The 24,708-nt window shown below is 40.0% G+C and carries 21 protein-coding genes and 2 tRNA genes; 8 read left to right on the forward strand and 15 right to left on the reverse strand.

The features are described 5' to 3' along the window. Positions 1–65: 65 nt before the first annotated feature. Positions 66–260: a DUF1289 domain-containing protein gene (locus J1N10_RS13885; RefSeq protein WP_262327324.1), complete on the reverse strand. Its 195-nt coding sequence runs from the start codon at positions 258–260 to the stop codon at positions 66–68. A gap of 149 nt (positions 261–409) precedes the next feature. Between J1N10_RS13885 and J1N10_RS13890 the strand changes: the two genes are divergently transcribed. From J1N10_RS13890 to J1N10_RS13900, 3 genes are all read left to right on the forward strand, one after another. Further along, entirely contained in the window at positions 410–1,480 is a 1,071-nt protein-coding gene (locus tag J1N10_RS13890; protein ID WP_262327325.1) for a lysylphosphatidylglycerol synthase transmembrane domain-containing protein, read from the forward strand. 90 nt (positions 1,481–1,570) lie between these two features. Continuing rightward, entirely contained in the window at positions 1,571–2,392 is an 822-nt protein-coding gene (locus J1N10_RS13895) for a substrate-binding domain-containing protein (protein WP_262327326.1), read from the forward strand. A 60-nt stretch (positions 2,393–2,452) separates the two neighbouring features. Beyond that, positions 2,453–5,536, forward strand: a complete 3,084-nt coding sequence (locus J1N10_RS13900) for a PAS domain-containing hybrid sensor histidine kinase/response regulator (protein WP_262327327.1) — start codon at positions 2,453–2,455, stop codon at positions 5,534–5,536. A gap of 63 nt (positions 5,537–5,599) precedes the next feature. On the opposite strand, the gene J1N10_RS13905 is transcribed toward J1N10_RS13900, so the two are convergent. The 6 genes from J1N10_RS13905 to J1N10_RS13930 form a co-directional block, all read right to left on the reverse strand. Then, positions 5,600–7,255: a carbamoyltransferase C-terminal domain-containing protein gene (locus J1N10_RS13905; RefSeq protein WP_262327328.1), complete on the reverse strand. Its 1,656-nt coding sequence runs from the start codon at positions 7,253–7,255 to the stop codon at positions 5,600–5,602. A gap of 6 nt (positions 7,256–7,261) precedes the next feature. Then, entirely contained in the window at positions 7,262–8,242 is a 981-nt protein-coding gene (locus J1N10_RS13910; protein ID WP_262327329.1) for a hypothetical protein, read from the reverse strand. 132 nt (positions 8,243–8,374) lie between these two features. Next, a complete protein-coding gene (gene purD / locus J1N10_RS13915; RefSeq protein WP_262327330.1) occupies positions 8,375–9,643 on the reverse strand; it encodes a phosphoribosylamine--glycine ligase in 1,269 nt (422 codons plus the stop codon). Between the two features lie 17 nt (positions 9,644–9,660). After that, complete coding sequence (locus tag J1N10_RS13920; RefSeq protein WP_262327331.1) at positions 9,661–10,281, reverse strand: polysaccharide deacetylase family protein; 621 nt, start codon at positions 10,279–10,281, stop codon at positions 9,661–9,663. A gap of 3 nt (positions 10,282–10,284) precedes the next feature. Further along, positions 10,285–13,359: a glycosyltransferase family 117 protein gene (locus J1N10_RS13925; RefSeq protein ID WP_262327332.1), complete on the reverse strand. Its 3,075-nt coding sequence runs from the start codon at positions 13,357–13,359 to the stop codon at positions 10,285–10,287. A gap of 275 nt (positions 13,360–13,634) precedes the next feature. Beyond that, positions 13,635–14,066 carry a hypothetical protein gene (locus tag J1N10_RS13930; RefSeq protein ID WP_262327333.1) on the reverse strand — a complete coding sequence of 144 codons (432 nt, stop codon included), beginning with the start codon at positions 14,064–14,066 and terminating at the stop codon, positions 13,635–13,637. A gap of 120 nt (positions 14,067–14,186) precedes the next feature. On the opposite strand from J1N10_RS13930, the gene J1N10_RS13935 reads away from it, so the two are divergent. Continuing rightward, positions 14,187–14,699, forward strand: coding sequence for a C40 family peptidase (locus J1N10_RS13935; RefSeq protein ID WP_262327334.1), 513 nt, complete (start codon positions 14,187–14,189; stop codon positions 14,697–14,699). A gap of 60 nt (positions 14,700–14,759) precedes the next feature. Here the strand turns inward: J1N10_RS13935 and J1N10_RS13940 are convergent, their stop codons facing one another. From J1N10_RS13940 to J1N10_RS13950, 3 genes are all read right to left on the reverse strand, one after another. Then, positions 14,760–15,203 (reverse strand): nuclear transport factor 2 family protein, encoded by a 444-nt coding sequence (locus J1N10_RS13940; RefSeq protein ID WP_262327335.1) that lies wholly within the window; start codon positions 15,201–15,203, stop codon positions 14,760–14,762. Between the two features lie 107 nt (positions 15,204–15,310). After that, complete coding sequence (locus J1N10_RS13945) at positions 15,311–15,739, reverse strand: hypothetical protein (RefSeq protein WP_262327336.1); 429 nt, start codon at positions 15,737–15,739, stop codon at positions 15,311–15,313. Between the two features lie 52 nt (positions 15,740–15,791). Then, a complete protein-coding gene (locus J1N10_RS13950; protein ID WP_262327337.1) occupies positions 15,792–18,734 on the reverse strand; it encodes a glycosyltransferase family 117 protein in 2,943 nt (980 codons plus the stop codon). A gap of 237 nt (positions 18,735–18,971) precedes the next feature. On the opposite strand from J1N10_RS13950, the gene J1N10_RS13955 reads away from it, so the two are divergent. Continuing rightward, positions 18,972–19,042 (forward strand) — tRNA-Gln (locus J1N10_RS13955). A 44-nt stretch (positions 19,043–19,086) separates the two neighbouring features. Then, a tRNA-Gln gene (locus tag J1N10_RS13960) sits at positions 19,087–19,157 on the forward strand. A gap of 447 nt (positions 19,158–19,604) precedes the next feature. On the opposite strand, the gene tsf is transcribed toward J1N10_RS13960, so the two are convergent. The 4 genes from tsf to rplM form a co-directional block, all read right to left on the reverse strand. Then, complete coding sequence (gene tsf / locus J1N10_RS13965) at positions 19,605–20,429, reverse strand: translation elongation factor Ts (protein ID WP_262327338.1); 825 nt, start codon at positions 20,427–20,429, stop codon at positions 19,605–19,607. Between the two features lie 39 nt (positions 20,430–20,468). Further along, positions 20,469–21,302, reverse strand: a complete 834-nt coding sequence (gene rpsB, locus J1N10_RS13970; RefSeq protein ID WP_262327339.1) for a 30S ribosomal protein S2 — start codon at positions 21,300–21,302, stop codon at positions 20,469–20,471. A 111-nt stretch (positions 21,303–21,413) separates the two neighbouring features. After that, entirely contained in the window at positions 21,414–21,800 is a 387-nt protein-coding gene (gene rpsI / locus J1N10_RS13975; protein WP_262327340.1) for a 30S ribosomal protein S9, read from the reverse strand. A gap of 5 nt (positions 21,801–21,805) precedes the next feature. Beyond that, positions 21,806–22,261, reverse strand: coding sequence for a 50S ribosomal protein L13 (gene rplM, locus J1N10_RS13980; protein ID WP_262327341.1), 456 nt, complete (start codon positions 22,259–22,261; stop codon positions 21,806–21,808). 246 nt (positions 22,262–22,507) lie between these two features. Between rplM and J1N10_RS13985 the strand changes: the two genes are divergently transcribed. Together J1N10_RS13985 and J1N10_RS13990 are read left to right on the forward strand one after the other, a co-directional pair. Continuing rightward, on the forward strand, positions 22,508–22,987 hold the full coding sequence (locus J1N10_RS13985; protein WP_262327342.1) for a nucleoside deaminase: 480 nt from the start codon (positions 22,508–22,510) through the stop codon (positions 22,985–22,987). After that, entirely contained in the window at positions 22,965–23,504 is a 540-nt protein-coding gene (locus J1N10_RS13990; protein ID WP_262327343.1) for a DNA-3-methyladenine glycosylase, read from the forward strand. Before J1N10_RS13985 ends, J1N10_RS13990 begins: the two co-directional genes overlap by 23 nt. Here J1N10_RS13990 and J1N10_RS13995 read toward each other — a convergent pair. Further along, a complete protein-coding gene (locus J1N10_RS13995) occupies positions 23,501–24,631 on the reverse strand; it encodes a hypothetical protein (protein ID WP_262327344.1) in 1,131 nt (376 codons plus the stop codon). The genes J1N10_RS13990 and J1N10_RS13995 overlap by 4 nt on opposite strands. Between the last annotated feature and the right edge of the window lie 77 nt (positions 24,632–24,708).

Consider the following 24,708-nt stretch of genomic DNA (forward strand, 5'->3'; position numbering starts at 1 on the left):
TTAGCTGTTTTACAAGTTCAGACATGGAGCTTTTAGTGTTGGTTAAAAGCCCAATTTACAAGCTTTTATCTTAAAAAGACAGTCGGCTCTTCTCCTTCCACATTTCTTCTCAACGATAGTTCTTTAACAATGGCTTCTTTTTCTTCATTCGTGTATTTCGACCAATTGCCGGCTTCATCAACCGTTCTTCGGCATCCAAAGCAAACACCTTTGCTGTCGTATTGACATACACTAATGCATGGAGATGGTATTTCTTTCATAATCATTTCTTTTTTACAGAACATTGTGCCGAGCGATATGTTTACCCATGGTTTCAAAAACATTAAAAAAGTATAAAAACCAAAGGAATTCGAATTTTAAGTAGTCTGGTATTTCATTGGATGAATGGTTTACCATAAATTTGTTAACTATGGCCGATAATTCAGGTAAAATATTGAAAAGCATTCAGCCTGGGCGTATCACTTTTCCAATTATTATTGGATTAGTTGTGACGGGGTATTTTCTATATAAAGAATTTGATCCATCGGTTCTCGATTACTTTTCTTTTACCCTGAAATCGTTGTTTTGGTTTTTTATCTCATTTCTGATGATGGCCATTCGCGATTTTGGTTATATCATTCGCATAAGATTATTAACCAATAATATACTCACCTGGCGAACGGCTTTTAATACTATAATGCTATGGGAGTTTACTTCGGCAATTACGCCATCAGCCATTGGAGGCACTAGTGTAGCTATTTTTTTTATCAATAAAGAGGGCGTAAAGCTGGGGCGAAGTACAGCCGTGGTTATGGTCACTTCATTTCTCGATGAATTGTATTTTATTCTAACGTTTCCACTTATCCTTTTATTTATTGGGCGTACTGACATTTTTGCTTTTGGCGACAGTATGATGGAAGGCCTGCCATGGTATAAGAATCAGTTTTTTATGTTTGCTCTTACAGGTTATTTCCTGAAACTAGCGTATACCATCGTCATCAGTTATGGTTTGTTCATCAATCCTCGTGGCTTAAAGTGGCTTTTGCTCTGGGTATTTAAATTGCCTATTATCCGGCGTTGGCGTCCACAAGCCAATGAGTCGGGTACTGATTTGATATCAACATCCGATGAGTTTAAAAGATGGCCATTTGTTAATTGGTTAAAAGCATTTGCGGCAACAGCGCTGAGCTGGACTGCCCGATATTGGATAGTGAACACCTTGATACTTGCTTTTTTTGGTTTTGAGCTATTGGGCTGGAACGATCATATCTTGATTTTTGGCAAGCAATTGGTTATGTGGATTATGATGCTGGTAAGCCCTACTCCCGGGGGAAGTGGCTTTGCCGAGTGGGTATTCAAAGAGTTTCTGGCTAATATGGTTCCGTTAGGAACAGGAATGGCGATGGCCTTTATGTGGCGACTGGTTAGTTACTACCCCTATTTGGTTATTGGAGCCTTTGTAGTGCCCAAATGGATACGAAAACACTTCATTACTACCTGATTTGATTTGATAAACAGGAGGTTTTTGGTGACAAATGGCTGTTTTCAGATAACGCTTATCACTAACTTGCTTAGCGTAAAATGATAAACTATGCCTCTAACCAAATATATTCTCACTCTAACGATTTCTTTGTTTCTTTTTAACGGAGGATGTAAAGAGCATCGACCGAAAAAATTCAAGAAAATTGTAGAGCCGACAAAAGAACTTGTGATCTACTGTGAAAATACAATGCTTAATATGGTAGTGGATTTAAAGTATAATTTTGAGCAGCTCTATGATTGCAATGTCATTATTCAGAACGATTGTTCGAAAAACCTGATGAGTATTATTAACTACTCAGGTAAAGGTGATATTTACATACCTTCTTCATCGCATAGTTTTAAAAGTTTTCAAAAGAATACAGGTTTTCAGTTAGAGGATTCATTATTCCTGGGTTATAATCATCTGGTATATATGGTGAAAAAAGGTAATCCTAAGAAATTTAGTGGAAACACGGCACCGTTGAAGCGTAAAGGAAGATATGCCGTTATTATCGCGAATCCGGAAACCAGTTCGTTAGGGCATGAAACCAAACAGTTTTTACGCAAGCAACGTGCCTACGACGAAGTGCTTGAAAGTGTTGTGTCTTTAACATCGGACTCTAAAGGACTTGTTAAGGGCTTGAAAGGTGATGAGGCTGATGTTGCTATTAATTGGAAAAGTAATATTAATGTAAATGGTAATGCACACCACATTGAAGTCATCTATCCGCAGTCGCCCTATAATAATGCGATTCCTATATATGCTGCCGTTATGTCCTGCAGTTCAGAGCCTACCTTAGCCAAAGCCTTTCTGCATCTGGCGTCCGAAGAGTTAAGTGAAGCTGCCTTAACACGCTATGGATTTTCGAAAAGACCGTCCATTATTTTTTAAATTAGTGGTAAAATTCTATTTTTAGGAAAATTCATTTCTGTGAGCAAGCGAAATAAAAATTTGAAGATATCCTATTTTAAGGAGCCGATTATAAATAAGCTATACTTATTGTTAGCCATCTTCCTATTAACCATTGCCACAATACTTACCATCGAAAACTACTTCGATCGTTCTTACAGTTCAAAATACCGCAGTTCAATAGAAAATCAGGAAAAATTACTCAAGCTGGAAAGTCTGTTGAACCAAAACCTCTTAAAATTAAACCTTGCTTTTAAATCTTACTCATCCATCAACCTGGCAAAGGCGCTTGAAAACAATGATACGGAGATTGAACAGCTAACACAAAAAAGTAAGGACATATTAAATGTTATTGATCAGGGAGGTATTATTGAAGATGTTAGGCCGGTTAAGGATTATTCGAAAGATTCCATTACGGTTCGAATCAATTACCTGGAGGATGAATTTACAGGCGGCATATCGCAGGTAAGTGAACTAATACCACTTATTGATGAATTATACAATAAGTCAACACGGATTTCGGATTTGGTGTTAAAAAATATTACTGTACACAAGGGTGAAAATGAAAACTTGAAAAGTAATGTGGAGCAATTGATTAAAGGCGCGGACCCGGAATTTGACCGGATGTTGGAAACTGAAAATACGATTGCCTACGAAATCAATAAACGGTTGGTGAGCCTCAATAATAAAGGCATAAATGTATTGAGTCGATACAATAAGCTCAAATATACTTCGCTCATCTTTTTCACCCTCTTTGTTATCTTTCTGTCTTATTTTTTGTTCTCGCAAATCAGAAGTGTTATTCTTTATCGTAAAAAGGCAGAGGATAATAATAAGAAGTTAATACAGGCAGTAGAGCAGAGCCCTATTTCTATTATGATTACTGATACACAGGGTAATGTTGAGTATGTGAACAAGGGATTTAAGTCATTGGACAGCTATTCGAAAAGTGATTTAGAGAGCGGTAATGCCAACTTTTTTAAGTTGCAAAATGAAAAGAATGAGTTGGCCGATGTGCTTTGGCAAACCATACAGGAAGGGCGTGTATGGCAAGGCGAAATTTCAAGCACGAAAGAGGATGGTAGTATCTACTGGGAGAAAGTATTAATTTCTCCGGTGTTGAGTAAGGATAAAACCATTTCTAACTATGTGGCTATTAAAGAAGATACCACAGAGAAGAAACTATTAACAGAATCGCTCAAAGAATCGAATAAGGCACTGACTACCATTACCGATAATCTTCCGGTTGGGGTGTTGATTGTTGATAAAGACCGACAGATTATCCAGATTAATAAAACAGCTGCTAAAACTATGGGTTTTGGCAATGGCGAAGAGGCATTATCGCATTTAACCAACAGTTCGTATGAAGAGTTATTCTTTACTAATAAAAAGGAAGAATACAAAGATGAGCAAACAGGGGTTAATGTAACGGCTCTCGAAGAGCGACTGGAAATTAAAGAAAACAATGTCTCAAGGGAGATTCTGAAGAATATTATTCCGATTTCATTGGATCAGAAAGAGGTATTCCTGGAAGCATTTATGGACATTAGTGCTCAAAAAGAAATTCAAAAGAAGGAGGCGGAGTCTAATAAAGCGAAGTCGGAGTTTTTGGCCAATATGAGTCACGAAATCCGAACGCCAATGAATGGTATTATTGGTGCTACGGAGTTGTTGGCTAAAACACGCATGACCAAAGAGCAAAAGAATGTGGTGTCGATAATTGGTCGTTCGTGCGATAACCTTCTGAATATTATTAATGATATCCTGGACTTCTCTAAGATTGAAGCCGGTAAGATGAAGATTGAATCTTACGCCTTTAACCTGCGTTCAACGGTTGACTATTTAATGGATCAGATGTCATTCCGCTCGCTCGAAAAAGGCATTGAGATACTAAGCGATGTAGAAGATACCATACCTCCTGTATTGATTGGTGACGAGAGTCGCTTAATCCAGGTATTGGTGAACCTGATGGGTAATGCAGTGAAGTTTACATCAGAAGGTGAAGTGGTATTAAAAGTCGAGATTGAGCAGCAAAAAGGAACCAATCTGATGCTGCACTTCTCAGTTGAAGATTCGGGCATAGGTATTCCAAAGAATAAGTTAGAGAAGATATTTGAATCGTTTACACAAGCCGATGGTTCAACCACTCGTAAATTTGGCGGAACAGGTCTTGGAACCAGCATTTCTAAAATGTTGGTTGAACTGATGGGGGGTAAAATATGGGTCGAAAGTCCAAACCCTAACTTTATGTGGTCGAAAGAAAATCCGGGTTCGGTTTTCCATTTTACACTGCCATTTGTGATTGATAAAAACCACAAGACACTTGAGTTAAATACGGAGCAGTTTTCACATGTTAATACCTTGATTGTAGATAATCATAAAACCAACCTGTTGTTGCTAAAGAAAACGCTTAATAACTGGCAAATAAAATCAGATACGGTTAATGATGAGAAATCAGCCCTAAATATGCTGGAGGCAGATTCGAAGTTTAACCTGATGATTATTGATAGCCATGTGTTTAGTAAGGCTGATGACAATTTTCTGAGAACGGTAAAGCGTAAGCAGAAAGACATTAAAATCATCTTGTTTTCATCGGAAAACAGGTGGAAAAACCCTGCCGATTTTAAAGGTGTTGATACGGTGCTGCAAAAGCCGGTAAAACATACAGAGCTGTTTGGTACCATTGAAAAACTTTTGGTAGAAGGTAAAGGAGAAGTTAGCAGTGCCGAAGCGCAGGTGGCAGAATTAAAAGAGCGCATTAAAGACAAGCAAATACTGTTGGTTGAAGATAATATCATTAATCAGAAGATTGCGGAAAAAATGCTGTCTCGATTGGGGCTGCAAACCAATATTGCCAATAATGGCCAGGAGGCTGTTGATATACTGACAGGTGAGGATAAGGATAAAGTTGATCTTGTGTTTATGGATGTGCAGATGCCAGTGCTGAATGGCTTGGATGCCACACGTAAATTACGTGAGGAGAAGGTTGAATTGCCAATCATAGCCATGACTGCCAATGCGTTGAAAGGCGACCGTGAAGTTTGTATCGAAGCCGGTATGAACGACTATATTGGTAAGCCGGTGAAGATGGATGACCTGGAAAATATTATTGACAGGTGGTTGTAGAGCACTTTAAAGTTTCTTGTAGCTTGTAATTGATTACTGCGTTATACACCATAGGGGTATTAGTTATGCTGGAAATAGTTCAAGCTTTCCATTTAAAACCACTCCATCCAAATTCATATTTTTAGCTGATTTAACCGCTCCTTCTTCATCATGAACAATTGGTTCGCCACGCACATTGAACGAGGTGTTGATAAGCGCTTTAATGCCGTATTTCTCATCTAAATGCGTTAATAAGGCAAAAATATATGGATTGTCACGTTGCTCCACCGTTTGAATGCGCGATGTGCCGTCAATGTGCACTACGCCTTCAATTTCTTTCTGTTTATCCTTATCAATAGAGAAATCGAGCAACATGTATTTAGCCAAATGATGAATGGAAGCCTGATTGGTAAAATAACGTGCATTTTTGCTTAACATGATTGGGGCAACAGGGCGATACCATTCACGTTTTTTATGGGTCATGCTTACTTTATCAGCCAGCTTTTTTGAATTGGCCAGTGCAACAATCGAACGGTTACCTAAGGCACGTGGGCCTATCTCACCGGTGTTGTTACAAATGGCAATGACTTTGTTTTCAATAAGAGCTTGCGCACAACCTTCAATGTCTTTCTCGTTAAAGCTGCACGATACAGCGTTTAGTTGCCAGTTATTTAAATAGGGCGAATGGGCTTGGATTTGCTTATGCTTATACCATTCGAAAAGGGCAGCTGCCCCCAGAGATAAACCACTGTCCTCGGTACAAGGAGGGATAAAGACATCTTTAAAAAGGCCTGAATTCACAAGTTGTGTATTGGCCACTATATTAAGTGCTGAACCTCCAGAGTAGTATAAGTAGTCACTATTCTCTTGCTCTTTCAGCTGTTGAAGCTTAGTCATCAACTCACGCTGAAAGACACCTTGCATGGTCGCCACTATATCCTGTAGAAAAGCATTATCCTGGTTGAGATGATGGACATCGATTCCGAAATCAGTTTTTGCCGCGTCAAAAAAGCGCTTCTTACTTCCCCAGATATCTGTGAAATAGTTATTTGAGACCAGCCATTGTTCAATATCATGGCGATAAGTGCCAAAGGCTGCTAAACCCATCATCTTGCCCGGTACACTGTTTTGTTCTTTGAATTTGGCGCCAATAATACCAAATACCAAGGCATTGGCATTAAATAAGCTCGAAAGATATTTGAAATCCCAGTGGTGCTCAATGGCTTTTAGTTCATTATTCGTATAACTAAATGCAGAGAAGTTACTCAGGCTACCACCTCCATCGAAATGCACCAATAAGCTTTTGTTTTTAAATGCACCATAAAATGGCAGGCATGCCCCAATGTGTGCCAGCTCATGATTAATGGCATAAGCTTCTTTTTCGCGGTCGAGCCACCAGCAACGTCCTTTTTCAGGACTTGTAGATAGTGCACTGTGCAGTGGTGCTTCAAAACGAAATCGTCCGCAGGATGATAAGAATGTTCGCCCTACCACATTATCGACAAAGACTAAGTCGTAATCGGTCTTTTTCAAAAGCCCTTCTTCTTTAAGCAAGTCGTAAATCTGCTCATGTAAAGTATTATCATGCTTTTTTCTGCTCAGGCGCTCCAATGTCAGGTGTTTAATGACCTGGCCTTTATCCATCAATGTTAAAGCATGATCGTGCACATAAAAAGGGGTGTTGCTATTAATACGATCCTGAATGCCGTATATAGCTAATGTGGGCTTTGATGCGTTCATTTTTAATTAGATAAGAAACTGAGCAGCAATCGTTATTAGCATCAGAAGAGTCACAAACAATTCCTGTATAAAGCGGCGTCGAATGAGGGATAAAAATCGCCCAACAACAATGGATGTTCCGATGGCCCATATGGGCATTACTTCGAGTGAATAATAAGGCGTAATGGCAGCTACCACACTTAGTACTATCAACCAGATAAAGATACGATAGTGTTTACGCGTGATTATTTTTATAGCTGGTAAAATTCGCACAACGGCCAAAATGGAGATAAACACCAAAAAGATAATCATACCATTGTAAATTTGAGAGTATAATGTGTGCTCAAAAAAAGCAATGGTTGATACAAAGTTTTCAACCGCTAAGTCAATAAACTGCGCTGACTGATCAAACCAGAAATAGTAGGCGAAGGAAAACAAATAAGGTAGAAGTAATCCTAAAATGGATGCTATAAACGAACGGATGCTCATAAGCCGAAGGATAAACATTATCATCCAAATCAGAACAATAAAGTAAATGCCCTTAGCATAAAACAGGCTTCCGATCGATAACCAGAAGGAAGCTTCGAAACACCAGGTCATTGGTTTGCGTTGTCCGGAGGCAGAAAATAAACGTTCAATACCGAGCATCAGCAAAGGTGTGAAAAACCAAACCGGATGCAATTTCTGAGCCATCAGGTAGCTGCTAACCAATAGCATATATACAAAACCCGGTAAGTTCGTTTGTCCGTTAAATAAATTATAACGGTTCACAATACGGTTCACACTGAACATCATTATCAGCGCAATAAGCATGCTGATGACTGATGCCAGTAAATGATTACTTTTTAGAACTCCAATTACCAAATCCCACAATGGCATGGGATTATGATCATAAGGAAAACTTGGTGAAACATCAAACAGAAGTGTATTGGTCCAAAAACCAATCAGCAACAAAGGCATCAGGGCCAGGGCCACAATATCATTTCTATTGAATACTCTAAAAAGCATAATTAGCAATTAAATGTTTTGGGTTCCCGCAGATGACGCTGAAGTTCGCAGAAAAGTTATTGAATAACTGTGATAAAACAGCTAAGTTCTGCGTTATCTGCGGGAGATAGGATTCCACTATAGGAATCAATATTATAAATCAAACCCGATATCAGAACGGAAGTATTTGCCTTCGAAGTCCAATGTTTGAGCGTTGGTAAAAGATTGCTTTAAGGCTTCGTCTTTATTGGCGCCAAAAGCGGTTAATGCTATCACTCGTCCTCCGGACGTAACTACTTTACCATCTTTTTCAGTCGTTCCGGCATGGAAAACCAAACCGTCAGCGATGTTTTCAAGACCGGTAATCTCTTTGCCTTTTTCATATGAGCCAGGATAACCACCAGAAACACACATTACCGTTGTAGCACTACGCTCATCCACTTCAATGGTTTTCTTACGTAATTCGCCGGCAGCAACCGCTTCAAATAAGTCAAGCAGGTCTGATTTTAATCGAGGAATAACCACTTCGGTTTCAGGGTCGCCCATTCGTACATTGTACTCAATTACTTGTGGCTCGCCATCAACGCTCATCAAACCAATAAACACAAAACCTTTGTAAGGAATGTTGTCCTTAGCTAAACCGTCAACCGTTGGTTTAACAATGCGGTCGTGTACTTTCTTCATAAACACCTCGTCGGCAAAAGGAACTGGTGAAACAGCACCCATGCCACCCGTATTTAAGCCTGTGTCGCCTTCGCCAATGCGCTTATAATCTTTGGCTTCAGGCAATACCACATAGCCATGTCCATCGGTTAAAACAAATACAGATAATTCGATGCCGCTTAAGAACTCTTCAATGACAACAGTGCTTGATGCATCACCAAATTTACCACTTAACATCTCTTTTAATTCAGCTTCAGCTTCAGCTAAATCGTCTAAAATCAATACGCCCTTACCGGCAGCTAAACCATCTGCTTTAAGTACATACGGTGCTTTAAGGGTTTTTAAAAAGGTCAAGCCTTCCTCCAGGTTCGTCTGTGTAACTGATAAATAACCTGCTGTTGGAATATTATGGCGCATCATAAATGCTTTAGCAAATTCCTTACTTCCTTCAAGTTTTGCCCCTTCTTTGCCAGGACCAATCACAGGAACATGAGCAATTTTCGGATCGTTTAGAACAAAGTCTTTAACGCCTCGTACCAATGGCTCTTCGGGTCCAACCACAATCATATTTATGCTATTATCCAACACAAAGGCTTTGATGGCTTCAAAGTCATTAGGATTAAGGTTAACATTGGTCCCAACCTGATTGGTGCCGGCATTACCCGGAGCAATAAATAATTGTGTTAACTTTTCGCTTTGCGCCATTTTCCATGCTAAAGCATGCTCGCGCCCTCCCGAACCTAAAAGTAAAATGTTCATGTTTGTTGTATTGTTATTTACACCTCTAATTTTTTAAACTGATACCCTTCTTCTAACAACTTTTCAATGGAGGCAGGTAAGGCATAATGCATCCTGTCCCATGCTTTTTTTGAATCGTGAAAAACCAATATGGAACCATTTCTGGTGTATTGCAACACGTTGTTAAGCACGTCCTTTTGCGTCAGACGATTATCGTAATCCATCGATAATACATCCCACATCACAATGTGCTTAAATTGCTGCTTTAATTCACCAATATACCAGGGATATAACTGCCCATGCGGTGGACGAAATAAAGCTCCTGGTATAAACGGTTTGGCTTTTTCAATGTTGTTAAAATACTCTTTGCGCGAACATTTCCACGCTGGTAGATGGTTGTAAGCATGGTTACCCACACTGTGTTCCCGTTTTAAAAGCTCATCCATTATGTGGGCATTTTTGTGAGCATTTTCGCCCACACAAAAGAATGTTGCTTTAATGTTATATTCATCCAGTAGGTTCATCACCCAGCTTGTTTCTTTCTCAACAGGGCCATCGTCAAAGGTGAGGTAAAGCGTTTTACCTTCCTCTTTTTTTCGCCACAATGTGTGTGGGAAAAGAGCCCTGAGAGCTACTGGTGGCTGAACCTTCCAACTCATTGTTTATTCACCAAAGAATCCCATGCGGCGCATGTTTTTCTCGTAATCTTTTTCGAGGAATTGCATTAAATCCTCTCGGTTATATTGTTGCGCCATCTTCACAATTTCCATATAAATAGCCATGGCTGTTTCCGGATCACGACCCGCTGTGGCGCGTTTATAATCAGGTAAAGAATTGAAGTAATCCATTTCTTTCAAACGATCGGTTGCCAATTCTTTAAGTATCTCTTCCCCTTTATCAAAGTCGTCGAGTTTAAAATATCCCTCAGCCAGGAAGATGCTGAAATAATTATGTGGCACTCGCTCTCCACTCAGCACTTCCATGCTCTTATCAAGGATGTCATGTGCTTTGTCAGTTTTGCCTTCATCAATCAGCGATAATGCTAAACGCGATAGGTTATTTCTAATGTTGGTAGCCATGCGCAAGTGGTTTTCATCCAGATAAACATTCGGATTGTCGAAACCACCCCATCTGAAATCTTCCATCACATTTTTGTACATGCGTTCGGTATCCACACGGCCAAACTGACCATCCATATTGGTAGTTTTGATTGGCACTACCTGGTAGGCAAATCCTTCCAGCTGGAAATAATCTTCCAAACTCACATAATTGTCTGTTCCAACTGTTACAGCAAAGTAAATAGGGCGCTCCCAGTCGTTGTTTGACATTAAATCCAGAATCATTAACTCATTCTTCAGGATCATGTCTTTTTGCAGGTTGATTTCCACATTTTTCGTCAATAGATGCGCCGCATCTTCAGAAACAATGCCACGTTGAAGAACCTTCAGGCTATCGGCAGGGACTGTAAACTGCTTAGAAGGTAAATACTCAAGGTAACCAGCATATTCAGGTACCTGTTTGGTTTTTGGGTTGTCGCTAGCCACAAAATTGATGGCTTCTTTCAGGTCAACGGCTCCTTTGATACGGTCAAGAAGATAGACCACATCACGACTACCGGTCACATATTGGTCATGTTCCAAAGAGAAGGGCATTGGATCCGATTTATAGGCCTTACGCTTCATCTGGTCGATATACCAGTCGGTTTGTAAGTAGCTTAAATTACAAACTCGCACGTCGGTGCGGATACCTTCAACTTCTTGCGCATACCACAACGGGAAAGTATCGTTATCACCATTGGTAAATAAAATGGCATTATCAGCGCAGCTGTTCAGGTAGTTATGAGCTAGATCCCGTGCAATGTAGCGCTCCGAACGGTTATGGTCATCCCAGTTTTCGTTGGCCATAATGCCTGGTACAAATACCAGTGAAATAGCTGTTGCAAGAGTAGCAGCAACAGAACCCGGTACAAAGCGTTTAATGCCATCGACAATGGCCAATACTCCCAACCCAATCCAAATGGCAAAGGCATAGAACGACCCGGCGTAGGCATAATCACGCTCACGCGGTTGTATTGGTGTTTGGTTGAGATAAAGTACAATAGCCAGTCCGGTTAAGAAGAATAATAACATGACAATCCAGAAACCTTGCTTGCCATTTTTACCTGCATTGTATTGGAAGAACAAACCGGCTAAACCAAGGATAAGCGGCAGCATGTAATATTTGTTTCGAGCCGGATTATTGGCATAAATATCGGGTAATAACTCTTCTTTACCCAGGCGTGATTCATCGAAGAACTTAATACCGGTAATCCAATTTCCTTTATGTATTTCACCATGCCCTTGAATATCGTTCTGTCGACCGGAGAAATTCCACATAAAATAGCGGAAATACATGTGGTTAACCTGGTAATTAATAAAGAACTTAAAGTTTTCCCACATGGTGGGCACCATTAATGAACTTGGTCGGCCTGTCTCGTCCTCAACCGTAACACGCTTCCCTTTCAGGTTGGTCCAGCGTTTGTATTCTGCTATATGACGAGGTTCGCGGCTGTACATGCGAGGGAAAGTGGTTGTTGTGCGATCGTCAAAAACATATTCCGGACGATTATCAACAGTTTTGTATTCACCATCTTTTTTGATTCGAACCGGTGCCCCTTTTTTGTTACGCATGGCTTCACGGTCAAGTGGTGAGTTATAGTTCTGACCAAAGAATAATGGACGGTCACCGTATTGTTCTCGGTTCAGGTACGACATTAATGAAAAGACATCCTCTGGTGAGTTCTGATCCATTGGTGGATTGGCAAACGAACGAATCACAATCATCGCAAACGATGAATAACCGATCATGATAACTGTAACGGCCAAAATGATGGTATTAGCAATTACCATTTTCTTTTTGTAGGTAATCCAGATGCCGGCAACTAAAGCCACCAACAGCAGAATCATATAAAAGATAGCCCCCGAGTTAAAAGGTAACCCAAAGCCATTAACAAATGCCAGTTCAAACCAGCTGGCAACTTTTATCACGCCGGGGATAATACCATAAAGAATACCACCCAATATAACTGCTGAAATGGCCAGCGCCTTGATGGTATTATTGCGGTTTACTTCATACATTTTGAAATAATAAACCATTACAATGGCAGGTATGGCTAATAGGTTCAGTAAGTGAACGCCAATGGATAAGCCCATTAGATAGGCAATAAGTATCAGCCAACGATTAGAGTAGGCTTGTCCCGCAACGTTTTCCCATTTAAGGATGGCCCAAAAAACAACAGCTGTAAATAGTGACGACATAGCGTATACCTCACCTTCAACTGCTGAAAACCAAAATGTGTCAGAAAAAGTATACGTTAGTGCACCTACTAAACCGGCACCCATTACGGCCCATGTTCTCCAGATTGGAGGCTCTTCTTCACTAATGAAGATTTTCTTGGCTAAGTGTGTGATGGTCCAAAATAAAAACATGATGGTTAACGCACTGGCTAAGGCCGACATCATGTTAATCATAAAAGCAACAGACGATGGATCAGGAGCAAAGAGGGAGAAGAATCGTCCCATAATCATGAAAAAAGGTGCTCCCGGAGGGTGTCCGACCAAAAGCTTGTAGGATGTAGAAATAAATTCACCACAATCCCAAAAAGAGGCGGTTGGCTCAATAGTCATTGTATAAACGGTGGCTGAGATAAAAAATGTAAGCCAGCCGAGTATCAAATTCAATCGTGTATATTGCTTCATAATTAATTAGTTTCAATACAATTGTGCCATTCGTTAAGTGGCAACATTTTGACAAGTTCCAAAAATACAATTTTTTGTTTGTTTGACCTTTACAATAGTTGCAAGTTTCCTGAGATTAAACGCTTTTGTAGCATTATGCCGTTTACTTATTAAAATGTACCTTAAGCGCATTTTTAAAAACGACAACGGTATTAAATGCAATTGCCTGTTTTTTGAAACAAAAAAAGGTTCAGTCATTGACCGAACCTTGTAGTTCAAATATGTTGATTATTAGCTTAGTGTAAGTTTGTAATGCTTAGCATTATCTCATATGGATAATAATCTGCTTTATCATAGTTGTCCACAATAATCTGAAAGTTTATGTGGTCTCTTTGAGCACTCCAAGTTCCTTCATTTTTTTCTTTTGCGTTGATGGGGTGATAAACCAATTCTACGTCAAATTCTTTTTCAAAGGCCGATTTTACTTTTTCAAATTCACTTTCAGAGATATTCCTGGTATGCTCACCATTGGCTGGAATAGCTTTTATTGTATAAGTTGCGCCATTGGTGTCTTCCTGCGTGGCGACGTAATATTCAGCCCCGGCAATTGCTTTGGTTTGACCGGTCGTTTTATAATTGGATATTGTGCCGTCTTTCTGAATGTTGATTTGTGCTATTGAATTCAAGGTTAATAGTGCAAAGCTGAAGGATAATACAAGTCGATACATATTTACAAGGTTTTAATGACACGGTGGTAGTCCAAATAATATGCCATGGAGAAGGTGCTATTGTTAATTAAAACTAATAGCTGTATTTTTCTCTTTTCGTGAAACGTATCATCTGTCATTATGAATAAATTAGTCTTGTTATTATTGTTCGTTTTATACTTTGCCGGATTTACTGCGGAAGCCCAAAAAAAATACAAGCGGCAGATAAAGAAATATAAAAAAGCAGGTGTTGAAAAGGTTATAGATGTTCAGGGTGTTAAGGCCGAGGAGGTGGTGACCAGTGCTCGCTATTTTTTGGGTGTTGAGCATAAGATGGGGGGCGCCAGTCATAAAGGACTCGATTGTTCGGGATTGGTGTATGTGAGCTTTAAAAAGCATGGTATTCAAATGCCTCGTTCATCAACCGAACAAGGTCGGGTGGGGAAGTTTATTCCTTCTATAGGGCGTCTTAAGTTTGGCGATTTAGTGTTTTTTCATCAGGAATGGAACCGCAAACAATTGGTTAATCATGTTGGCATCTATCTGGGAGATAGTGAATTTATCCATGTATCATCGTCCAAAGGGTGTATTATATCCCGATTGGATAGTGACTATTGGAAGAAGTACTTCTTGTTTGGTACCAGGGTGTGGTAAGGTGTTTCTTTTATATCTGCTAAGGCTAAGGTTTATATTGAAATAGAATATCAACCGATTTTAATAATGGCTGGTATGACAATGTATGATTACCCAACCGCCTTTTTTATTTTCCATTACCAGTGATGAGTTCCAGCTACTTTCGATCTGCTCATGACCTTTCATTTTAATTTTTTCTTTGCCTTGCCATATGCAAAGAGCTTTATATTTTCCAAGAGGTGTCACCTTAAATGATTGTTCCAAAATTTCTACGGATTCAATGCTTTCAAAATAGTAGGTGTACAATTCACTCAATTGTTCTGTGTTGTAGGTTTTGTTATCTACAATGCAAACAATGTCATCACTTTTGTTCCAGAAAGTCATCATCATAGTGTGGTCTTTATCCAGAAAGCATTGAATAAATGTCAGCATGGTGCTTTCAACTTCTTGTTGCTCATTTTGTGCTTGGCCTCCGACGAAGGAAAGAGACAATATAAAAGTTAGTGACAGGAGTAGTGGTTTCATAATGAGTTGTTTTGGAGGTGAGCTGCAAAGTTAGGACAGAGAGGAAATCAGGTCAATAAAAAAGCCAGACTAAAATAGCCTGGCTCCATTTATATCGTTTATAGCATTTAAAACTTGATAGCTAAGGTTATGCCTTTTTGCTGTCCCTTCTTAAAGTAACCGACATTTACATTCTCTAGTTTCCTGGAGTATTCAGCGGCTTTTTTGCTACCAACAGATCCAAGTACTATTCCAGTTACTGCCATCGGAATACCCGCGCATAACGACAGTACGCCAAGTACTCCTGAGCCGTCATTTGTGGTGGTTTGCGAATTGCCATATGAATCTGTTTCGGTTTCCCAGTCGGCTGATGCGACTAGGGCAATGCCAATAACGGTTAATCCTGCACCGGCAATGCCTAAGGTAGTACCGGTTTTTTTCATTTTTGTGTAATTCTCAACTTTACTTTGGTAAAGAGCGCGGTTGTCATCAGAAAGTTGTGCGAAAGAATTAACAGAAAGGGCTGCCAGTATTAAGAGGCAAAATAGATTTTTCATTTTAAGTATTGGTTAGTAATGAATAATTATTCATAAAAGAAATAATTTATCGTTAAATTTCCAAGCCTAGTTGTTGATACACGATTCTTAATTGATCATCCATAGCCGGGTTTTTAATGGTGTTGAGAACCATCTTCACCAATTGTCCTTTTTCTACTTCCTGTTGGAAAGTGCTGGCCGATTGTTGTTGCTCTTTTCTGCCTAGCGATGCATACCAAAGTAAATTATTTAAATGGCGCTGCAACAGAATATTGGCCAGGTAGCTGGCCTCTGTATGAAGGCCGCACTCATAAGCTAAATGGACTAGAGGAAGATTGCCATTGATATCTGGTGCTGTTTCAATGGGAAGTTCAGTCAGGCTTTTCTCAACCACTTGTTTTGCTTCCTCTTTGCGGTTTTGTTCCAGTAAGTCGGCCGCCAGCAAATTGCCTATCTGCCGGTATTTTATCACATCAAAGGTGCGACGACAATAGTGATCGTAATAACTGGAAGAAGCTTCTCCAAGATCAATCTTGTTGATAAAGATGTCGAGCAAAGGCTCTGTTTCCATAAATATAGGCGAGTCATGGTCTTGAGCATACGGCATCAGTTTATAAACCAATCCATCATACCGCAGGTGTTTTTGAAGTCCAAGGAATATTTCAGGATCGGCACCAATGGTAAAATATACAGGACGTTCCCAATTGTTGGTGGCCAGTATGTCAAGCAGTGCAATGTCGTTTTTGTACAAAACGCGTTTGGTACATTGCCACTTGAGGGTATCTGTATCATTGTATGGTAATGTAAAGCGATTAACTGGTGAAAAATCAACCTTCATGCCGTTTTGCATAGGTAGTTTTGATGTTTCCTTGTTACTGCCTATAAATTGAACCACATTTTGTAATGGCGCATATTCCTCACTTTGCTCTAACAGCAGGGCATAGTCCAGGTCACCTGTTTGATAGCGCTTCTGCGAAATGCTCAGGTCAATGCCTTTGGTTTTGTTGACAGCTACTTCGAGTTGCTGTACGCACCAATCGGCTCCCATCAGTCCATAGTTAATCACGCGGATATCTGTTCTGAATCCTTCCACTTCCTGCACATACCAGAGGGGATAAGTGTCATTATCGCCATAGGTGAATAAAATAGCGTTGGGTTCACATGAGTTCAGGTAGCTGCGGGCCTGCTTCAATGCAAATTCGCGCCCTGAACGGTTGTGGTCGTTGTAGTTCTGGCTTAGCATTAAGGCCGGAACAGCCATGGTGACTAATAGTAAAGCAAGTGCCGTCGATAAAAAGCTATTTGATTTCTCATAAATGAACCGGGCAATTGCGAAGGCTCCAAGTGCAATAAAGATGGCATAAGCATAAAAAGAGCCTACAAAGGCATAGTCGCGCTCGCGAGGTTCAAATGGGGTTTGGTTCAGGTACAGTATAATCACCGGACCTGTCATCAGGAATAATAGTGCCGTAACAGCTAAATACTTTTTCCCTTTATTGCCTGATTGGTACAGGTATAGCATTCCCAGTAAGCCAATGATAAAAGGCAGCATAAAATAAGTATTTCGCGAAGGGTTGTTGATGCTTAGGCTGTGAAGCTGTTGGCCTTCGGTGTGCCTGTCTAAAAACGGAATGCCTGTAATCCAGTTGCCTTTATGCATTTCACCATGGCTTTGTTCATCATTTTGCCTGCCCGAGAAATTCCACATAAAATAGCGAATGTACATGTGGTTAATCTGGTAGTTAAAGAAAAACCTCAGGTTGGTCATAAACGATGGTTTTTCGGTGCTGTTAGGGTTTGCACCAGCCCATTGCTGATAGCCATACTTATGTGTTGGATTACTGCTGTGCATACGAGGAAAGAAACCGCTGCCTGCATCGTCATAGTCGTATTTATCTGTTTTCTTGTATGTCTCGTATTTGTTGCCAGCTCTTCTGTAAGACTGTTTGTAAAGTAATTCGCCTGTTTCAGTGTTGTAATACTGACCGTAAATCAATGGGTTTTGCGCATATTGCTCCCGGTTTAAGAAACTGTCCAGTGAAAATACATCCGACGGGTCATTCAGGTTAATTGGTGTATTGGCATCGGCGCGAATAATAATCATCGCATAGGAAGAGTAGCCGATTAAAAAGACGAGTGATATAACAGCTGCCATGTGCTGCCAGTTGTTGTTGCTACGTGTTCTGAATGTGATAAAAAATAGTCCGCCAAAAATAAGAAGGGCAAAAAGTAACAAGCCTGAGTTGAGTGGTAGCCCCATGCCATTTACCAGCATAATCTCCAGTTTGCCGGCCAGCCATAAGCCATTTTGGATGACGCCAAAAAGTAAAATACCTAATATGCCACCGCCAATGAGGAGGGCTTGCCCGAGTAATTTCCAGCTAAAAGGTTTATCGCGCAATAAAACGATCAGGATTAGAACGGGGATAATTAAAAGATTAAGCAAGTGAACACCAACAGATAGACCGGTTAAGTAGGCTATCAGGATAAGCCATTTGATACCCGAGCCGGTCTGTTTATAGGCATCTTCCCATTTTAGAAAGAGCCAAAAGCATAAAGCGGTAAAAAATACGGATAATGCGTAAACTTCAGCTTCAACGGCTGAAAACCAGAAAGTGTCAGAAACAGCAAAAGCCAGTGCGCCAATAGCACTTGGAGCAACAATGAGTATGTATGTCTTGATTGATGTGGTATACTGTTCAAAAATTCGATGTAAAATATGTTCGGCCGAAAAGTATAGTAACATGACTGTTGCTGCCGATGCAAATACAGATAATAAGTTGGCCGTGTAGGCAATGTGCGAAGCATCGATCGCAAAAAGATTAAACAATCTCCCTAACAACAAATAGAAAGGAGCTCCCGGTGGGTGACCCACTTCCATTTTGGCCATGCAGGCAATAAACTCGCCGCAATCCCATAAGCTAACAGTAGGAGCCATGGTGCTCCAATATAAAAGGGTTGAAAGGAGGAAGAGTGTCCAGCCAATTGCCAGGTTGATTTTTTTCAAAGCAGTCATATTGTGTTGTGTCTGTTTAGTCTTTAAAGATAGTTTTTATCTGTAATAGATAAAGGCATTATAAGCGTGAATGAAGCAATGTAATAATGAGGAATAAATAGAGAAAATGAATTCTGTAATTAAATAAGCTGAAACTGACGGTGTAACAAGCGTAGCTCAATATTTTTAGAAAAATTTCTTGCATTGAAAGAAAAACTCTCTATCTTTGCATCGCTTTTGAAATAAAAGCATGGGAATTGTCTCATGGTGTAATGGTAGCACAACTGGTTTTGGTCCAGTTAGTCCGGGTTCGAATCCTGGTGAGACAACGACTTAACCTCCTGAAATAAGGGAGGTTTATTTTTGTCTTGCTTGTCTCATGGTGTAATGGTAGCACAACTGGTTTTGGTCCAGTTAGTCCGGGTTCGAATCCTGGTGAGACAACAGATTAAACGCTTCTCAATAGATTGGGGAGCGTTTTTTATTATATCGACTTTCCGAACGAGAATGGAGCACGAACAAAAGTTAGGGCTATATTAAAACGATACCATCTTTGTGGCGATTGTGAAGAACGACGGATTAGATAAAAATTCCGGTACTAGTCGTAAATGCTACACCAGTCGCTCCTCGGTTCAATAAGATAGTCTATTATTCTTCTTTCCGTAGATAACTCATATTTTAGTCATAGTTCCTTCGATGTTTGTTCAATGTTGATTGAATAAAGTATGGAGGAGTTTTGATGGAATGAAGATGGAATTTTGTTTTGTCTCCGATGCAGTATTTGAGCAGGTGGCTTAAGGGTGGGTTGTTCATTTATGAGAGAAGTGAGCAATTTATAGGTACAAAAAAAGGGAGCAACATGCTCCCTTTTCTATATAAAGTAGATATCTACTAGCTTAATGAGTAACGCTTGAATTCAACAGCTTTCAAACCTTTGCTAGCACCGTCAAGGTACTGCTTAATAGTCATTTTGTTGTCTTTCACAAACGCTTGCTCCATCAAAGTGCTTTCTTTGAAGAATTTGTTTAAGCGACCCATAGCAATCTTTTCCAACATTGCTTCTGGTTTGCCTTCCTCGCGAGCTTTTTCTTTACCAATTTCAAGCTCTTTTTCTTTGATGTCAGCAGGTACGCTATCAGCGTCAACAGCCACAGGAGCCATAGCCGCAGTTTGCATAGCTACGTCTTTAGCAACTTGCTCATCAATACCTTCCTGGTTGAAACCAACCAAAGTAGCTAATTTGTTACCAGCGTGGATGTAAGCAATAACTGAATCAGAAGAAATAGTTTCGTAAGCAGCTAAATCAAGCTTCTCACCAATTACACCACTCTGCTCAGCAACTACTTCAGATACTGGACGACCGTTTAATTCTAACGCTTTTAAAGCTTCTAAGTCAGCTGGATTTTCAGCAACAGCTAAATCAAGAATTGACATTGCGAAGTCAACATAGCTTTCGTTTTTAGCAACGAAGTCAGTCTCGCAGTTTAATACGATTAACGCACCTCTTTTCTTGTCAGCAGTCACTTTAGCTAAAACAACACCTTCAGTTGCTTCGCGGTCGGCACGCTTGTTAGCAATAGCCTGACCTTTTTTACGGATGATATCAACCGCTTTATCGAAATCGCCTTCAGCTTCTGTTAGAGCCTTTTTACAATCCATCATACCGGCACCGGTACTTTTTCTTAGTTTGCTTACGTCAGCAGCAGTAATAGCCATGATATATTTTTTTAAAGTTGTTAGACAAAAATAATCGAATTACTCTTTTGAAGCTTCTTCAGATGAAGTTTCTTCTGCTGGCTTCTCAGCTGCAGGAGCTTCTTTTTTAGCTGCTTCCTTTGCAGGCTCAGCTTTTTTAGCGCGAGCTTTCTTTTCTTTCGATCCTTCGTTGTCCTTCTCTACTTTGCGCTCGTTTAATCCTTCCTGAATCGCTTTCGTCATCACCTCAGTAATCAACTCGATAGACTTAGTAGCGTCATCGTTAGCTGGAATTACATAGTCGATGTTTGATGGATCAGAGTTAGTATCAACGATACCAAACACGGGAATGTTCAAACGGATAGCTTCTTTAACAGCAATGTGTTCTTTCATTACGTCAATAACGAACATGGCTGCAGGAAGACGAGTTAAGTCAGCAATAGAACCTAAAGTCTTGTCAAGCTTTGCACGCTGACGAGTAATTTGAAGACGCTCACGCTTTGATAAGTTTTTCCACTGGCTTGGGTCAGCCATCATCTTATCAATAGAAGTCATCTTCTTCACCGCTTTACGAATAGTGGGGAAGTTGGTTAACATACCACCTGGCCAACGCTCAGTTACATAAGGCATGTTGACACCACCAACTTTGTCAGCGATGATTTCTTTAGCTTGCTTCTTAGTGGCTACGAACAACACTTTCCGACCCGATTTTGCAACCTGTTTAAGTGCAGCAGCAGCTTCGTCAATCTTCACAGCAGTTTTGTGAAGGTCTAAAATGTGGATTCCATTGCGCTCCATGAAAATGTATGGCGCCATGGCTGGGTTCCACTTTCTTTTCAGGTGACCAAAATGTACACCTGCTTCCAATAATTCCTCGAAATTAACTCTTGGCATTTTAATTTTTTTAAAGTTGTTTACTTTCTGTTTAAACCAATCTTCAAGTAGTTCCCCAATAATAAGTTGAGAAGTCTTAAAGATTTAGATACTAAACACACCTGATAAATATTAACGTTTAGAGAACTGGAATCTCTTACGTGCTTTAGGACGACCTGGCTTCTTACGTTCAACAACACGTGAGTCACGCGTCATGAAACCTTCAGCCTTAAGAGCCGGCTTGCTTTCAGCATCAATTTTTACAAGTGCACGGGCAATAGCTAAGCGAACTGCTTCAGCCTGTCCCTTGAAACCACCACCATAAAGGTTTACTTTAATGTCGTAGTTGTCAGCAACACCAATGGTGTTTAAAGGTTGTTTTACAATGTATTGTAATGTAGCAGCTGGGAAATACTGCGCTAATTCGCGCTTGTTAATGGTAATGTTACCACTTCCTTCGCTCAGGTAAATACGAGCAACTGCTTCTTTTCTTCTACCAATAGCATTAATTACTTCCATAATAATTATTTAATGGCGTTAATATCAATTACTTTAGGTTGTTGAGCTTCGTGCTGGTGTTCAGTTCCAGTATAAACATATAAGTTTCTGAAAAGCTGACGTCCAAGACGGTTTTTAGGTAACATACCTTTGATAGCTCTTTCAACTAATCTCTCCGGCTTTTTAGCGAACATTTCCGCTGGAGTCACGTCGCGACGTCCTCCTGGGTACCCACTATGGTAGAAAAATAAACGCTGGTCCCACTTGTTTCCGGTCATTTTAATTTTGTCTGCGTTTAAGATAATCACGTTATCTCCGCAATCCACGTGAGGTGTATAATTTGGCTTATACTTACCTCTAAGTAGTTTAGCAACTTTTGTAGCCAAACGACCTAATACCATATCAGCAGCATCTACCACAACCCACTCTTTGTTGGCAGTCGCTTTGTTGGCTGAAATCGTTTTGTAACTTAACGTATCCACAGTCTTCCTTTTTAAAATTCGACTTATTAATTAACAGTTTGCAAAGGCAAAAAACATCCACTTCTTAATAATTAGGTCCCACCCCAACTACCTTGAAACAGACGCATATACCTTTCGGCTCGGATAATAATCGGCCGCAAAATTACTGCTTTTATTTTTATTGTGCTAATTATTTGATTAAAAAAGCGATGAAGTTTGTCAGAATCAAATAATTCTTTGAAATTATAAAAGGTAAACTGAAGAAGAATGGAATCTGAAAACAAACATAAAGAATTTATGAAAGAGGCCATCAGGCTATCGTGTGAAAATATTAAAACAGGTGGCGGCCCTTTCGGTGCAGTAGTAGTGCGAAATAATGAAATAATAGCAAGGGGTGTTAATCGAGTTACCCGAGATAATGACCCAACAGCTCATGCAGAGGTGAATGCTATTCGTGAAGCGGCGAAGGCTTTAAATAGTTTTAATTTATCAGGTTGTGTTATTTATTCGTCGTGTGAGCCATGTCCTATGTGTCTGGCAGCTATTTACTGGGCCAGGATTAGTCGTATCTATTATGGCAATACTAAACAGGATGCTGCCAGAATAAATTTCGATGATGCCTTTTTCTATGATGAACTAATGAGCCAACCACAAGATAGGAACGTTATAGCAACTCCGCTGTTGTCTGAAGAAGCACAAAAAGCATTTGTAATGTGGATGGATTATGATGACAGAACGATCTACTAAGCGCTTAGCTCAATCATTTTACACACGCGATGTTTTAACGGTAGCTCCCGAGCTACTTGGGAAAGTGCTTGTGCGACAACATGAGAACGGTATCAGGCGAAAATATGTAATATCAGAGGTAGAGGCATATCGTGGGGAAGAGGATGTTGCTTGCCATGCCCATAAAGGACGAACGCCTCGTACAGAAATAATGTATCATTCAGGAGGCAATGTGTATGTATACCTTATATATGGAATGTATTGGCTGTTGAACTTTGTTGCAGGAGAAAAGGATAATCCGCAAGCTGTATTAATTCGTGGTGTCAAAGAAGTTGAAGGTCCTGGCAGGCTAGGGCGCGAATTACAATTGGATAAAAGCTTTTACGGCGAATCACTGATTAATTCAAATCGTATTTGGGTTGAAGAAAACCGTAATCACCCCATATATGAGTATGCAACGACTCCAAGAATTGGTATTGAGTACGCGTCTGATGAATGGCTATTGAAAGAATGGCGTTTTATCCTTAAAGAGCCTTAATCGAATTTGACCTTCGAGATAAAGAAGTTGGGCGTAAACACTAAGTTGATACCATATGAATAATCAAACTGGCTGGCAGGAACATCGTAATAAGTTTCTACCATAGCGCTAAATTTAATTTGTTTCATAAAGGTTCGTGCAAAGCTTAATTTAGCCGTTACTAAATTACGGTCTGGCGAATAATATCCTTCCTTGTAATTGGAAGTTGACTGGAATAGTGAACTACCTTTAGGCGACAGGAAGTTATGAGCTTTCCAATAACCAGCCATGAATGTGCCGTACTTATAATTAACTTCAGCAACAGGATATATGGCATCGCCGTATGTAAAGTCCCAGCCCGATTGGCCTGTTAAATCGTGATAAGTTGCAAAATAGGTGGCAAAACCAATGTCTTTTATAAAGCCGTCGCCAACTTTGTAGTCTAATTTTAGTCCGGTTACCAGGTTGGCCAGCGATTGCATCCTTTCTGAATAGTTGCTGATTTGACCGCCCAAATGAGTGGCGACCATCTGGCTGGGGATAGATACTTGAAAATCACTTTCGGTTTTTGTAAACGAATATTCGGTGCTCAATCCTGCTGTGAACTTTTCGGGTTTGTCATCGCCTAGGAAGATAAATTGCTCCCAGTCGACCCAGGCATCAAGCCAAAGCTTATTGGCTGTGTATATAAATTGAAAGCCGTTTTCGATGGGACGTGTGTATTGGTTTTCAGGATTAAATATTGGTTCAATAAGTTTGTGGTGAACATCGCCTTGAAGACCTCCCATAATAAGGTCGAGCTTGTCCGTTAATTTCGTATGAATCGAAAAAGTAGGCAATACTTCGGTAAATTCATTCATGCCGCTAAACTGAATCACATGAATTCCGGCCTTAACCCTTAATCGTGAACCGGCATAATAAACTAACGAGGGTTGTGCAGTGTAACCCATCATGGTGAAGCCTTCTATGTAATCACCAAAGTACTCGTTGTTTTTAACGAAGTTGTTGTTTTCAAGTCTGAAATACAAGTTGTTCTCGGCATTCTCTTTGAATTCCGGATAATAATATCTCCAGGTTTGATCTACCTGAGCTTGTAAATTATTCCACCACAATGCTATACAGCAAAGCACAATGATCCCACGCAACATTCTAACATCCTTAATTATTGATTTCCCAAATTTTAAACACTCAGTAACTATTACTTATTAAAGCTGAAAAAGTTATA

Origin of the sequence: Carboxylicivirga litoralis (genome assembly GCF_025499605.1) — a bacterium.
Taxonomy (GTDB): Bacteria; Bacteroidota; Bacteroidia; order Bacteroidales; family Marinilabiliaceae; genus Carboxylicivirga; species Carboxylicivirga litoralis.

What these genes read in the sequence shown, in the direction of transcription:
- rpsB (WP_262327339.1), bottom strand. Translation starts at nt 21,302, where the DNA reads ATGCCAAGAGTTAATTTCGAGGAATTATTGGAAGCAGGTGTACATTTT.
- J1N10_RS13920 (WP_262327331.1), bottom strand. Translation starts at nt 10,281, where the DNA reads ATGAGTTGGAAGGTTCAGCCACCAGTAGCTCTCAGGGCTCTTTTCCCA.
- J1N10_RS13945 (WP_262327336.1), bottom strand. Translation starts at nt 15,739, where the DNA reads ATGAAAAATCTATTTTGCCTCTTAATACTGGCAGCCCTTTCTGTTAAT.
- J1N10_RS13925 (WP_262327332.1), bottom strand. Translation starts at nt 13,359, where the DNA reads ATGAAGCAATATACACGATTGAATTTGATACTCGGCTGGCTTACATTT.
- J1N10_RS13985 (WP_262327342.1), top strand. Translation starts at nt 22,508, where the DNA reads ATGGAATCTGAAAACAAACATAAAGAATTTATGAAAGAGGCCATCAGG.
- J1N10_RS13940 (WP_262327335.1), bottom strand. Translation starts at nt 15,203, where the DNA reads ATGAAACCACTACTCCTGTCACTAACTTTTATATTGTCTCTTTCCTTC.
- J1N10_RS13950 (WP_262327337.1), bottom strand. Translation starts at nt 18,734, where the DNA reads ATGACTGCTTTGAAAAAAATCAACCTGGCAATTGGCTGGACACTCTTC.
- J1N10_RS13890 (WP_262327325.1), top strand. Translation starts at nt 410, where the DNA reads ATGGCCGATAATTCAGGTAAAATATTGAAAAGCATTCAGCCTGGGCGT.
- J1N10_RS13910 (WP_262327329.1), bottom strand. Translation starts at nt 8,242, where the DNA reads ATGCTTTTTAGAGTATTCAATAGAAATGATATTGTGGCCCTGGCCCTG.
- J1N10_RS13990 (WP_262327343.1), top strand. Translation starts at nt 22,965, where the DNA reads ATGATGACAGAACGATCTACTAAGCGCTTAGCTCAATCATTTTACACA.
- J1N10_RS13905 (WP_262327328.1), bottom strand. Translation starts at nt 7,255, where the DNA reads ATGAACGCATCAAAGCCCACATTAGCTATATACGGCATTCAGGATCGT.
- J1N10_RS13995 (WP_262327344.1), bottom strand. Translation starts at nt 24,631, where the DNA reads ATGTTGCGTGGGATCATTGTGCTTTGCTGTATAGCATTGTGGTGGAAT.
- tsf (WP_262327338.1), bottom strand. Translation starts at nt 20,429, where the DNA reads ATGGCTATTACTGCTGCTGACGTAAGCAAACTAAGAAAAAGTACCGGT.
- J1N10_RS13930 (WP_262327333.1), bottom strand. Translation starts at nt 14,066, where the DNA reads ATGTATCGACTTGTATTATCCTTCAGCTTTGCACTATTAACCTTGAAT.
- J1N10_RS13935 (WP_262327334.1), top strand. Translation starts at nt 14,187, where the DNA reads ATGAATAAATTAGTCTTGTTATTATTGTTCGTTTTATACTTTGCCGGA.
- purD (WP_262327330.1), bottom strand. Translation starts at nt 9,643, where the DNA reads ATGAACATTTTACTTTTAGGTTCGGGAGGGCGCGAGCATGCTTTAGCA.
- J1N10_RS13885 (WP_262327324.1), bottom strand. Translation starts at nt 260, where the DNA reads ATGAAAGAAATACCATCTCCATGCATTAGTGTATGTCAATACGACAGC.
- rpsI (WP_262327340.1), bottom strand. Translation starts at nt 21,800, where the DNA reads ATGGAAGTAATTAATGCTATTGGTAGAAGAAAAGAAGCAGTTGCTCGT.
- J1N10_RS13895 (WP_262327326.1), top strand. Translation starts at nt 1,571, where the DNA reads ATGCCTCTAACCAAATATATTCTCACTCTAACGATTTCTTTGTTTCTT.